General features: G+C 39.9%; 10 protein-coding genes and 1 riboswitch. Of the genes, 7 read left to right on the top strand and 3 right to left on the bottom strand.

All coding sequences use genetic code 11. The annotated features are described in order from the left end of the window. Window positions 1-189 precede the first annotated feature (189 nt). The 3 genes from AC1DOS_RS12395 to AC1DOS_RS12385 all read right to left on the bottom strand — a co-directional run bounded on the left by AC1DOS_RS12395 (window position 190) and on the right by AC1DOS_RS12385 (window position 2,027). A complete protein-coding gene (locus AC1DOS_RS12395; protein WP_477537748.1) occupies window positions 190-321 on the bottom strand; it encodes a hypothetical protein in 132 nt (43 codons plus the stop codon). Between the two features lie 239 nt (window positions 322-560). Then, a riboswitch (SAM riboswitch) is annotated at window positions 561-681 on the bottom strand. A 351-nt stretch (window positions 682-1,032) separates the two neighbouring features. Further along, window positions 1,033-1,341, bottom strand: a complete 309-nt coding sequence (locus AC1DOS_RS12390; protein WP_477537747.1) for an AzlD domain-containing protein — start codon at window positions 1,339-1,341, stop codon at window positions 1,033-1,035. Then, window positions 1,341-2,027 (bottom strand): AzlC family ABC transporter permease, encoded by a 687-nt coding sequence (locus AC1DOS_RS12385; RefSeq protein WP_477537746.1) that lies wholly within the window; start codon window positions 2,025-2,027, stop codon window positions 1,341-1,343. The genes AC1DOS_RS12390 and AC1DOS_RS12385 overlap by 1 nt, the downstream gene beginning before the upstream one ends. Window positions 2,028-2,104: 77 nt before the next feature. Between AC1DOS_RS12385 and AC1DOS_RS12380 the strand changes: the two genes are divergently transcribed. From AC1DOS_RS12380 to AC1DOS_RS12350, 7 genes are all read left to right on the top strand, one after another. Further along, window positions 2,105-2,686, top strand: coding sequence for a helix-turn-helix domain-containing protein (locus tag AC1DOS_RS12380; RefSeq protein ID WP_477537745.1), 582 nt, complete (start codon window positions 2,105-2,107; stop codon window positions 2,684-2,686). Window positions 2,687-2,718: 32 nt separating this feature from the next. After that, complete coding sequence (locus AC1DOS_RS12375; RefSeq protein ID WP_477537744.1) at window positions 2,719-3,357, top strand: TVP38/TMEM64 family protein; 639 nt, start codon at window positions 2,719-2,721, stop codon at window positions 3,355-3,357. After that, the gene (gene lepB / locus AC1DOS_RS12370; RefSeq protein ID WP_477537743.1) at window positions 3,354-3,926 is read left to right on the top strand and encodes a signal peptidase I; all 573 of its coding nucleotides are present in this window, start codon (window positions 3,354-3,356) and stop codon (window positions 3,924-3,926) included. Before AC1DOS_RS12375 ends, lepB begins: the two co-directional genes overlap by 4 nt. Before the next feature lie 243 nt (window positions 3,927-4,169). Then, complete coding sequence (gene addB / locus AC1DOS_RS12365; protein WP_477537742.1) at window positions 4,170-7,661, top strand: helicase-exonuclease AddAB subunit AddB; 3,492 nt, start codon at window positions 4,170-4,172, stop codon at window positions 7,659-7,661. Further along, a complete protein-coding gene (gene addA, locus AC1DOS_RS12360) occupies window positions 7,645-11,358 on the top strand; it encodes a helicase-exonuclease AddAB subunit AddA (protein WP_477537741.1) in 3,714 nt (1,237 codons plus the stop codon). The genes addB and addA overlap by 17 nt, the downstream gene beginning before the upstream one ends. A gap of 2 nt (window positions 11,359-11,360) precedes the next feature. Then, window positions 11,361-12,518, top strand: a complete 1,158-nt coding sequence (locus AC1DOS_RS12355; protein WP_477537740.1) for a DUF418 domain-containing protein — start codon at window positions 11,361-11,363, stop codon at window positions 12,516-12,518. Window positions 12,519-12,592: 74 nt separating this feature from the next. Next, the coding region (locus AC1DOS_RS12350; RefSeq protein WP_477537739.1) for a fumarylacetoacetate hydrolase family protein at window positions 12,593-13,121 on the top strand (529 nt) is incomplete at its 3' end.

Here is a 13,121-nt window from a genome sequence, read left to right as displayed (position 1 = left end):
GAAGAATGGTGCTTTAAAAAAACGAGCGGCAAATAAGCCACTCGCTGTATAACACATTTATTCTTCATTCTTCGCTTTAAGTGCTACTTCATGAGCTTTACGCACTTGATGAAGTAATTCTGGTTCGCTCAATAAAAGGCAGTGTCATGACCAGCTACACTAAGAGTCACTACAAAACCAAATTCTCGCTTAAAGAATAGCTAGCAAACACTTCTTCATTTCAGGTTTCGCATGAATTTCTTGTGCCAATGAGATAATTCGTTCTGAATGGCTATCGATACTATCATAAAACTGTGATTTTATATCAATTACCAATGTCATTTGAATTCCTCCGTTTTTTATTAGTAAAGATCTTTGCAAGTTGCTCTTGATTTTACGGAACCTCCTTCTTAATAAATTACTTTCACTCGGAAATTGAGAATTCCCTGAAAAGGAAAATAATTGATTCCGCAGGTAATTTTAGCGTATCATCTTTCTATCTCTGAACTAAAAAAAGAGAGCCATCTTTTTCTGATACTCAAGAAAAAGAAGGCTCTCCGAATTTACGGAAAACCATCTCGTTCTCATCTTTTAAGCGATTAGGTACATTCGCTTGCAGGAGTTGGCACAGTGTTCAACAATTAAGTTGAACCCGCTGCCGAGACGTCAAAGGGCCTGTCCCTCGGTCTCTCTAAATAAGAAAGTGATGTGTAGCTATAAAATCGTTGCAAGAATATTCAGATGATTAGTGAAGGATAGGAATGGTAGATAATTTGTACAACCTGGCGGGAGCCTTCGTCAACCTGGAGCATTACCTTGTCAATCTGGATCAACTCACATTAACAAGATGTTGAGACATCTCCGAATTGAGTGAGGTGTCGACATTTTGTACTACCTGGCGAACCACTCCGTCAACCTGGAGCATCACCTTGTCAATCTGGATCAACTCACATTAACAAGATGATGAGGCACCTCCAAATTGAGTGAGGAGGCGACATCTTGTACAACCTGGAGAGTCACTCCATCAACCTGGACCATTAAATAAAAACTCATCTAGCCTATCAAACTATAAATAGCTAATACTGCGATAGATCCCATTACCACTATGATGACGTTTGCTCCAGCAAATGCTAATGCGAATGCGGCGACGGCACCAATAAAGCCAAATAATAAATTGCCTTCTTGAACGAATAGGATGGCGGGAAATATTAAAGCACCTAATACAGCAAAGGGAATATTTCTTAATACACCACTAACAAGCGGTGGTAATTCACGTCCTTCTAAAAAAGTTAACGGAAAAGCACGCGGAATATAGGTCACAATAGCCATTCCGAGAATCATCCACCAATACCACTTTTCCATTAGGCGACACGTCCTTTCCGAGCATATAGAATTTCAACCAAAATCGCGGAACCCAAAGTGGCAACTAGAATTGCCCAGCCGGTTGATAATAAGCCACTCCAATACAAGGCGCAGTGAATGACTGCCCCGAATAACGCAAGCAATGCCACTTTTCGATTGCCTTTCATAGAGGGTACGAGCAAGCCTACAAACATTGCATATAATGCAATAGACATGGCTGCTTGAAGGAACGCAGGCAAATTAGCGCCAATAACGTGTCCGAGTGCTGTAAAAACTACCCAGCTGCTATAGGAAATTAATATGACGCCTGCAGCAAAGGATGTCCGAATATTATCTCGTTTTTGTGTAGCTAATACCGAAAATGTTTCATCTGTAACCCCAAATGCATAAATGGCTTTTTTCCAACGGGCATCAGGTTGCATCTTTTCGTTCAATGATGCCGTCATTAAAAAGTGACGTATGTTAACGACAAACGTATTTAGAACAATTAAAATGGGATCAACGCCTGTTGAGATTAATGTTAACGATATGTATTGAGCAGCACCTGCAAAAACAAACATGCTCATAGCCGTTGCCTCCCACATAGATAAGCCGGTTGTTTTAGCAAGTAAACCAAAAGTTAAAGCAATTGGAAAGTATCCGATAGCGATGCTTAAACCGGCTCGAATTCCATTCGTAAATGTCATGTGTCATCTGCTCCTCTCGCTGAATGTTTAATAGATTATACAACTGTATGTTAAAATAAACAACGAGAGGTGAAATTATGGAACAGATGAGACGTAATTTAGGTGTTCAGTTAAAAAAAATTCGTTACCAACGTGGGATGAGTTTAGATGATATGGCGAAACTGACAGATGTTAGTAAAGCACAACTTGCACAAATGGAAAAAGGGGRGTCAAATCCGACTGTATCTACCATTTGGAAGATTGCCGATGGATTGAAAATTAGTTTCTCTTCTCTTTTACAACCACCAAAATCTACTGTAAAAAAAATCTCATCTTCAGAAATTCCATTCGTAACAGAAGACGAAGGAAGATATCGTGTATTTTCTATTATTCCGTATAGTCCAGAACGTGGTTGGGAACTTTACAGGATTGAGTTAGATCGACACAGTTCTTATGAAAGTGTTGCTCATATGGATGGAGTGGAGGAATCTTTAACGGTGGTCACTGGAGAATTGAAAATTATATTAGAAGCTGAAGAGATTCAACTTGAATCAGGTGACACCTTGGTTTTTTCTGGAAATCAAACCCACCATTATATAAACACCAGTGAAACCACGTCTATTATTCATCTAATCATTACATATCAAATGTTTGATACGGGCTGGTCTCGGGAAAACTGAAGGATAACTATTATATTTTGAGGATGAGGATCATGTTTGATTGGTTAACAACAGAAAATTTATTAGAACTAACAAGGGATTACAAATCACTTGGACCCCTCATCGGATTCTTACTACCATTTTTAGAATCTTTTTTACCATTTTTACCCCTATTTGCATTCGTTTTTGCCAATGCTAGCGCATATGGTTTATGGATAGGCTTTTTAATATCTTGGGCTGGGACTGCTATCGGTTCATATATTGTGTTTTTAATCATTCGCAAATATGGTCGTGCGCGCTTTCTTAGCATCATGACCAGACATGAACGTGTTCAGAAATTAATTCATTGGGTTGAAACGCATGGATTTGGACCGTTATTTTTATTATTATGTTTTCCGTTTACCCCGTCTGCACTCGTAAATGTTGTGGCAGGCCTATCAGATATAAAAAAGAATACGTATTTATGGACGTTGCTTGCCGGTAAATTTGTGATGATTTTAACCATAAGTTTTATTGGCTATGATATTAGAGCTCTTATCACACAACCAATACGAACAGCTATAGTAGTGGCAGTTATCGTATTATTATGGCTTTTAGGTAAGCAAATTGAACGAAGGTTAAATGCACGAGTTGAAGCGGATTTTCGATTGATTCAAAAAGAAAGACAAAAGGGAAAGGGGCCCATGGTTTGAGTTCATTGAAACAGGAGGCTTGGGAATGGGCTAAAGCCATTATTATTGGCATATTAATCATTGTCGTCATTCGCTCCTTAGTAGTAACGAATTACTCAGTTTCAGGTCAATCAATGCAGCCCACACTCCAAAGTTCGGATAAAGTATTAGTAAGTAAAATTTCATATACCGTTGGCGACATTGATCGCTTGGATGTGTTAGTTTTTCATACGGATGAAAATGAAGATTACGTTAAACGAATTATTGGAGTCCCGGGAGATGTTATTACGTACTATAATGACAATCTTTTTATTAATGACAAGCGTGTGGAAGAACCTTTCTTGCAATCATATGATGCCTTTGATGATCCGAATGAAAGATTGACAGAAAATTTCACACTTCAAACGCTCACAGGAAGATTGAGAATCCCAGAAGATTCCTATTTTGTCCTTGGTGACAATCGCAGGCAAAGCCTCGACAGTCGTTATTTTCAGTTTGTGAAGAAAGATGATATCGTCGGAAAAGTTGTTGCAAGATATTGGCCACTTGAAACAGCCACCATTGATTTTACAGGTAAAACTCCCGAATAATTTCCACCTCTTGCAGTAGTTCTGTACAATAGAGGTAGGGAAGAAATTTCGGGATTTTTTATATGAAGTTCAAAAAGTCCGCTAAAAATAACTTTCGGATCTCTTCGTTGGCTTGCTTCTCCGCTCCTCACGTATTAGGTACATACGCTGTGGTGCTCGAAGACTACGCCGCATTGACCTCCTCGGTTCTTTTTATGCTCCTTTTTGAACAATACTACTAAAGAAAATTAAGGGGGCTTTCATGTGTCACTGCGATTAATAACTGGACGAGCAGGTGTTGGGAAATCACAATATATGAGACGTGAAGTTGCCGACGCATCGAAGAGCAATCCACTGGGATCTCCTATATTTTTTGTTGTACCTGACCAAATGTCATTTTCTACTGAATCGGCATTATCAACTACTCAAGAAGTAAAAGGAATTATCCGAACACAAGTTACGACGTTTAAACGCTTAGCTTGGCGCGTGTTGCAAGAAACAGGTGGGATTAGTCGACAAGAAATTAGTGGATTTGGTTACCGTATGTTAATACGAAGATTATTGGAAGAACATAAAGAAGAATTTTCCCTCTTCAAACAAGCAGCAAATAAACGCGGCTTTACGGATCAAATGGAAATGTTATTAAAAGAATTTACTCGCTATTGTTTGGATTGTGATACATTGCATTCACTTGAAGAGTCGCTTAAACAAGTGGATGCCCCTCGAACATTGCAAGACAAGGCTCATGATTTGTCCGTCTTACTTCGTGCATTAGAAGAACGACTTGGGACGGCTTATATCGACAGTGAGGGGTATTATGCGTTGCTTTCAAAGCAGATTCATCAGTCTGAGCTAATAGCAGAAGCTGATATTTACGTGGATGGCTTTGTAACAATGACCACAAGGGAGTATGAAATATTAGGCGAGTTGATGAAACATGCCAAACGCGTCACGATTGCACTTCCACTAAATAACGAAATAGAAGATTTGATGGACGATCAATCACTCTTTCATGGAGCTGCAAAAACGGCTGAGAGATTAAAAGAAATGGCGCACGAAGGTTCTCTAGCAATAGAACCATCTGTTCATTTAAATGAAAACAAACGTTTTATGAACAGCGAAATTCAGCATCTGGAAGAGAACTTACATACGTATCCCGCGCCAGCTATTGATAATCACGAGCATGTACATGTAATTGAAGCTGACAGTCGTCGAGCAGAAGTTCATGCTGTGGCTAGGCATATTAGACGCCTCGTTCGGGATGAGCAGATGCGATATCAAGACATCGCTGTTCTTTATCGACAACCTGAAGTGTACGATGAACTTCTTGAAACGACATTTGCACAATATGATATCCCGGTATTCATTAACCGCAAAAAGGCGATGTTGCATCATCCTTTAGTTGAATTGAGTCGTTCAGTCTTTGAATCTATTTTGAACGATTATCAATATGAATCTATGTTTAGAGCGATCAAAACAGATTTGATTTTCCCACTTCAAGCAAACAAACAAATTTGGCGTGAACGTGCCGATCGCTTAGAGAATTTTGTGATTTCACAAGGGATTTATGGAGATCGTTGGACTGATGAGAAACGCTGGCTCGTAAAAAAATATCGAGGACTTGAATTTCATACAAAAGCTCAAACCGATGAAGAACGCGCCTTACAAGAGGATATTACAGCTGTACGTGACTGCATGTTAGCACCTCTTCAAACGTTGGCTCACAAGATTAAAAACAGTGAAACAGGCAAAGAAGTAGCACAGGCTCTTTTTGAATTTGTAGAAGAACTATATATTTTCGATAAGATACAAATATTAAAAGACGATGAAAATGAACATGGTCATCTATTGCTTGCAACTGAGCATGATCAAGCGTGGTCTCAGTGGGTAGACGTTCTGGATCAATTCGTTTTGATGTTTGGCGATGAAAAGTTAACGCCGAAAGAGAGTTTCCGATTGCTTGAGGAAGGGTTTGATACGCTTGAGTTCTCACGTATTCCACCGTCTCTTGACGAAGTAACTGTAGCCACAGTTGATTTATCACGCTTGTCAAATATTCGAGCGGCTTTTGTGATTGGAGTAAACGATGGAGTATTTCCAAAGCGCATCGACCAAGAAGGGTTGCTGTCAGATACCGAGCGCGAATGGTTTATGCAAATTGGATTCGAGCTTGCCCCAACTTCTAAAATGAGGTTAATGGATGAAACCTACATGGCTTATCGAGCAGTGACAACAGCTTCAGATAAACTGTTTATTTCGTATGCTGTGGCGGATGAAGAAGGCAAAGCATTACTGCCGTCCACGTACATCAAGCGACTACAAAAATTAATGCCAAATGTCGAAGTTGAACTTGCTGTGATAGACCCGGCAGTATTAAAAGAAAGTGCAAAGCACTATATTCAACATCCTAGACCAACGATGCAATTTTTAGCTACAAAAATAAAACAAACACGCACAGAAGGTCAACTTGAAGAAGAATGGCTAGCAGTTGCCTCTTATTATGAGAATGACCCATATTGGCAAAGCGTTTTCAAGCGAGTGATGCGCCCGTTATCAAACCCAGTAAAAGCGCAACGTTTAAATCCAGACACCACAAACGCCTTATATGGTGACTCCTTTACATCGAGTGTGTCTCGCGTTGAAAAATACTATAGTTGTCCTTTTGCACACTTCGCGACATACGGTTTGCAATTAGAAGAGCGTAGTGAGTATCGTCTTGAAGCACCCGCAATCGGGGACTTATTCCATGCTGCATTAAAATGGATTGCTGACGAAACGAAACAACTTGGAATCTCTTGGGCCCAGCTTTCAACTACGCAGGCTTGGGAATTAGCAAGACAAGCTGTGGAAGAAATCTCGCCGCATTTCGTTCATCAAATCTTAATGAGTTCAAAAAGGTATTATTATATTCAACGTAAACTTGTTCAGATTTTGCAGAGAACGATGACGACATTGCGTGATCATGCCAGTGTTTCGAGCTTTGTACCGATAGCGATCGAAGCGGGATTTGGTCCGGGAGAAGAATTGCCGACACTCGAAATTCCACTTAAAAACGGTAACGCGATGAAAATGCGCGGACGAATCGATCGAGTGGACGCAGCCGTTATTGATGGCAAACAATTTATCCGAATTGTTGATTACAAATCATCCGCAAAGGGCCTGGATTTAAATGATGTGTATTCTGGAATATCATTACAAATGCTTACGTATTTAGACGTAGCAGCAACTAACTCTGCTATCTGGTTAGGTGAAGAAGCAAATCCTGCGGGTGTTCTATATGTTCACGTTCATAATCCAATGTTGAAACTAGCAAAAGAGTTGTCTGACATGGATATAGAAGAAGAAGTGTTCAAGAAGTATAAAATGCGTGGGTTATTAATTGACGATGCAGCTGTTTTAAATGAAATGGATACAGAAATTGTTGGAGCTTCTAAAGTTATTCCAGCCCGAATCAATAAAGATGGGTCCATTTCGAAAACGTCAAAAGTTGTCTCTCCACAAGATATGGCTAATTTGCGTTCATTTGTTCGGGCCAAACATCAACAAGCTGGAGATGGCATGCTTGCCGGTGATACGCGTGTGTTGCCTTACCGTATGAAAGATAAAACGGCATGTGATTATTGTAATTACCGCAGTGTGTGTCAATTTGATCCAACAGATCCTGAGCAAGACTATCGCAAACTAGCGGTTAGCACACCGGAAGAAATTACGCAGCGAATAAATGAGGAGGTTACACCGAATGTTGATACCGACTAAACCACAAGACGTAACTTGGACGGATGCTCAGTGGCGATCGATTTTTGCAGAAGGTCGTGACGTACTCGTTTCAGCGGCTGCGGGTTCAGGGAAAACGGCCGTATTAATCGAGCGACTCATACAAAAAATGATTCGACAAACGAATCCTATTGATGTAGATCAACTCTTAGTAGTGACCTTTACCAATGCTTCAGCAGCTGAGATGCGTCACCGTATGGCGGAAGCATTGGAAAAAGAATTAATTAAGGATCCGACATCAAGCCATTTAAGAAGACAGTTGAGCCTATTAAATAAGGCACAAATTTCAACTCTCCATTCGTTTTGTTTATCTATCGTTAAACAGTACGCTTACGTGCTCGACTTGGATCCAGGTTTCAGACTCGCTAATGAGGCAGAAGCTGCATTAATTCGGGACGATGTGTTGGCAGCCGTGTTGGAAACAGCTTACAAAGCAGATAATCCCGAAGAAATATACCGACTCGTTGATAGTTTTACATCCGATCGTGATGATCAACTAATTGAAACACTGATTGAGAAATTATATGGTGCTGCAAGTGTTCATCCTGAGCCGAAGAAGTGGTTACAATCGATTCCGCAAGGTTACAATGTGCCGATCGACATGCAAATCGATGAGCTTCCTTTTATCCATGCTCTAAAATTAACGATTCAACATACGCTTGAAGAAGCTTATTCTATGACAGAGGAAATGCGTCAGATTGCTATACAACCAGCTGGGCCAGCACCTTATGGAACTACAGTTGAGCAAGATCAATTATTAATTGCTGAAGGGATTCGTCGAATTTCTACACAATCATGGCAATCTACTTTTGACTATTTTCAAAGCTTAAAATTTACAACTGCAGCGCGCATTCCAAAAGAAACTTACGATGAAGACCTCATTCAAAAAGCCAAAGATAAGCGCGACCAATTGAAGAAGCGGGTTAATGGAATAAAAGATTCTTACTTTACGCGGACTCCAGCGAGATTGCTAGACGAAATGAGACTGATGCACCCGATTCTCCAAACACTCGTCGACTTAACTCTTATATACGGAGAGGAGTATCGATTAGCAAAAAGTGAGCGGGGGTTAGTCGATTTCTCAGACCTTGAACATTTTGCGCTGCAAATTTTGACGAAAGAAGAAAATGGTCATCTTATTCCTTCAAACATTGCAGAAGATGTAATGGCGCAGTACAAGGAAGTGTTGGTGGATGAGTATCAAGATACAAATCGCTTACAAGAAACGATTTTACAAATTGTCAAAAGTGGAACAGAAGCAAACGGAAATATGTTTATGGTTGGGGATGTTAAGCAATCGATTTATCGTTTCCGTTTAGCAGAACCAATGCTGTTCCTAGCGAAGTATTTAATGTTTACAACTGAAGCTCTAGATACAGGTATCAAAATTGATTTGAATGCGAATTTCAGAAGTCGTCCGGAAATTTTGTATGCGACTAATTTTATCTTTTCTCAAATCATGGGCGAGCGTGTTGGTGAAATTGAATATGATGAAGCGGCTGCATTAAAACCAGGGGCGCCTTATCCTGATCAACAATCAACAGTAGAGCTGACGCTTCTATCACAACAAGAAGACGAGGAATCGACAGATGATGACCAGGAAGTTAATGAAGAGATTCAAGAGCTAGAAGAGTTGAAAAAGTCACAATGGGAAGCCCGTTATATCATCGGGAAAATCCGCAAATTGATGGAGAATCAAACAATGGTGGTCGATGCCTGGACGAAAAATGAACGACCTCTTGAATACCGTGATATTGTCATTTTGATGAGATCAATGACCTGGTCCGCTGATTTAACAGAGGAGTTTAAGCAAGCAGGAATTCCATTATATGCGAATCTATCAAAAGGGTATTTTGACGCGCTCGAAGTCATGATTATGTTGAACACACTGCGTATAGTCGATAACCCATATCAAGATATCCCATTAGCGTCTGTGCTTCGTGCGCCTTTTGTCGGATTAACAGAATCTGAGCTTTCACATATTCGCTTGTCAGCACCAAAAGAGCCTTTTTTTGAGGCGCTTAAAAACTTTATACGCTTAGGTGGGAGTGGGATTGACCCAGAAACGGCCGAGAAGTTACAGCGGTTCTTCTTACATTACGAAGAATGGCGTGATTTGGCACGGAGAGGTTCACTAGCCGATTTGATTTGGAGAATTTACATGGACACGCATTATTACGAAATGGTCGGGGCAATGCCAGGTGGTAAACAAAGACAAGCGAATTTACGTGCATTGCATGATCGTGCTTTGTCTTATGAAAAATCCTCTTTCCGTGGATTATTCCGCTTCTTACGATTTATTGATCGCATGAAAAAGCGCGGAGACGATTTAGGAACTGCGCGTGCCATGAGTGAAAAAGAAAATGTCGTGCGTCTTATGACGATTCACTCGTCTAAAGGTCTTGAATTTCCATACGTCTTTATCGCCGGTTTAGGGAGAGACTTCAATCAAATGGACTTCAATGAATTATATTTATTTGATCAAACATTTGGTTTGGCTGTCAAAGCAGTAGATCCAGAAAAACGTATTGCCTACACATCTTTACCCTTTTTGGCGATGAAGGAAAAGAAACAACTGGAGTTAAAGTCGGAAGAAATGCGTGTTCTTTATGTCGCTATGACGCGAGCAAAAGAAAAATTAATGCTTGTTGGAACGGTAAAAGATGCACAAAAATCCATCACTAAATGGGTTGATATTGCCAACTCTAGTGGAGACAGGTTGCCGGAATATGTGCGTTCACGAGCTAAAGGGTTCTTAGATTGGATTGGACCGTCAGTAGCAAGACATCCGGATTTCTCTTTGTGGCAAGGAGTAGCGCATTCGGGTTTACAACATCCTTCTAAGTGGTCGTTCGAGACAATTTATGTGGAAGACTTACGTGAAGTCTTAGTAGAATTAGAATCACCACAATCGACTAATCCAACAACTGCTAATGTAGTTACTTCAGAAATGACAGACGAAATCGAAAGACGATTTAATGCAGTGTACCCATTTGAACGCTCCGTTTCTAAACGTTCAAAACAATCGGTGAGCGAGCTCAAAAGACTGGATCAATTAAGAAAAGAAGAAGAACCTGAATTTTTCAGACCGAGCCAAGTACAACAAGCGATTAAAAGTATCTATAAGCGACCTGCTTTTCTCCAACAAGGTGAGCGGAAACTAACATCTGCAGAAATCGGTACGGCAATGCATACAGCTATGCAACATGTAGATGTAAATCTAGCTCTAAGTAAGGGATCAATTGAAGCATTTATCCAACAGCTAGCAGACAAACAGTTATTAACATCGAATGAAGCTAGTGCTATCAAGACAGATGCACTAGGGGCATTCTTACAATCTCCACTGGCTACTCGCTTACGTCAAGCGAAGCAAGTGTTACGAGAAGTTCCTTTTACTTATGGATTAACCGATGACGATGGAGACACTCAAATCTTGCAAGGTATCGCTGACTGCCTCTTCCAAGAAGCGGACGGGGAGTGGGTACTGCTGGATTATAAAACCGATCGAATAAAGGGAGTTCTTATTACAGAAGCCTCCATTTTACGTGAAATGCATCATCGTTATGGATTACAGCTTTCACTTTATAAACAAGCGATTGAGCATATTTTAGCCATTACGATAAAAGAGAAAATATTGTATTTGTTTGACGCTGATCAAACAATCATACTGGAGGATTAAATGTGAAAGTTCAACCTACTGAATTACATGAACGAGTAGTTGCCATTGATATGATGCGCGGCTTCTCACTTCTTGGTATTTTTATCGTCAATATGCTCGCATTCCATACCCCTTTTTACTACATCAATCCGTACACATGGTATACAGATCCGAGTGACAAAGATACGTTTCAATGGATCGATATCGCCATACAAGGAAGCGTCTATCCGTTGTTCTCCATGTTGTTTGGTTACGGCTTAATGATGCAATTTAGGAAATCACAAGAACGCGGAATTTCATTTATTCCGCTTGGTTTACGTAGATTAAGCATTCTGCTTATCATTGGAATTCTACACGCGTTTCTTATATGGTCTGGAGATATATTAATCACTTATGCTTTAAGTGGTTTTATAGTCCTCTTTTTATTGCGTTTATCACGACTGTGGTTAGTTTCGATTGCATTGCTACTTTATGTCATTCCGAATATGGGACTCGCGCTGTTAAGTTTTATTGTCTCTGCAACAGGTGAAGATTTTTATACGGGTTTTCAAGAAATAGAATCTTCTCTTGATGCATTTGGTTCAGGTTCTTGGATGGATATTTTTATGCAACGAGCAGCTGATTGGACTTACGCTAATATAGAATCAGGTTCTTTATTGTTAATTGGAATGACCATTTTACCTTATATGTTACTTGGAGCAGCGGCAGCAAAAGGGAAGTTGATCGAACGCACGTCAAATAAGAAAACGTTTTGGATTACGTTAACGGCTGTCACTTTAGTTGCTGGGTTTTCTATTAAAATTTTGCCGTATTTATTTGAGGCAAACTTTTATTATATGTTTGTTCAAGATATCTTTGGTGGACCGTTAGTCGCCATTGGATACGCTGGTTTGATTACTCTTTTATGTCAGCTAACCATCTTCCGGAAACTATTGAACCCGGTAGCAAAAGTGGGTCGCATGTCCATGACTACTTATTTATCCCAGTCCGTCATTGCAACGACTATATTCTATTCATATGGTTTTGCGTTATATGGAAAAATCGATGTCCTGACTGGAACTTGGATGGCAGTAGGTATTTTCGTCATTCAAATGATTTTTTCTGAAATATGGTTGTCTAAATTTAAGCAAGGACCAGTTGAAGCGATTTGGAAAAGAGTCACATACGGGAAAATTAAATAAAAATTTCGGATGAAAAATCTGTCGAAGTATCGTAGACTGAATTTAACAAATTCTTTTTCAGGGAGTGTCCGTGTATGAAAATTTTGTCATATCGCTACGAAGGCCATATCAAATTTGGTCCAAAAGTAAAAAAAGAAGAAGCAGTGTGGGACGTGTTAGCGATACAAGAGACGCTCCAGGTAGTACCAAGTTTTCCTGAAACAATCGTCGAAGGAATTGCTAACGGAATGGATTTTGTAGAACAAATGAGAAAGCTTACAGATGCTGCTTTGAAATCTGAAGAACCTGGTCAATTTAAACATGCCTTTTCAACTATTGAGTGGTTATCACCAATTCCCCGTACGCCGAAAAATATTATTGMTGTAGGACGAAATTATGAAGATCATGCAAAAGAAATGGGATTACAAAGTGCTCCTGAAAATCTGATGGTTTTCACAAAATCGCCTACGACTATTGCAGCCGATAATGAAACATTATCAGTACATGCGAATGTAACCACTTCTTATGACTATGAAGGAGAATTAGCAGTCGTAATTAGTAAAAAAGGCGACAATATCCCGAAAAAATTAGCGTATGATCATGTCTTTGGGTATACCATTGCGA

The organism is Paenisporosarcina sp. P5_A11, from assembly GCF_056400705.1.
This window is presented reverse-complemented; position numbering and strand designations above follow the sequence as displayed.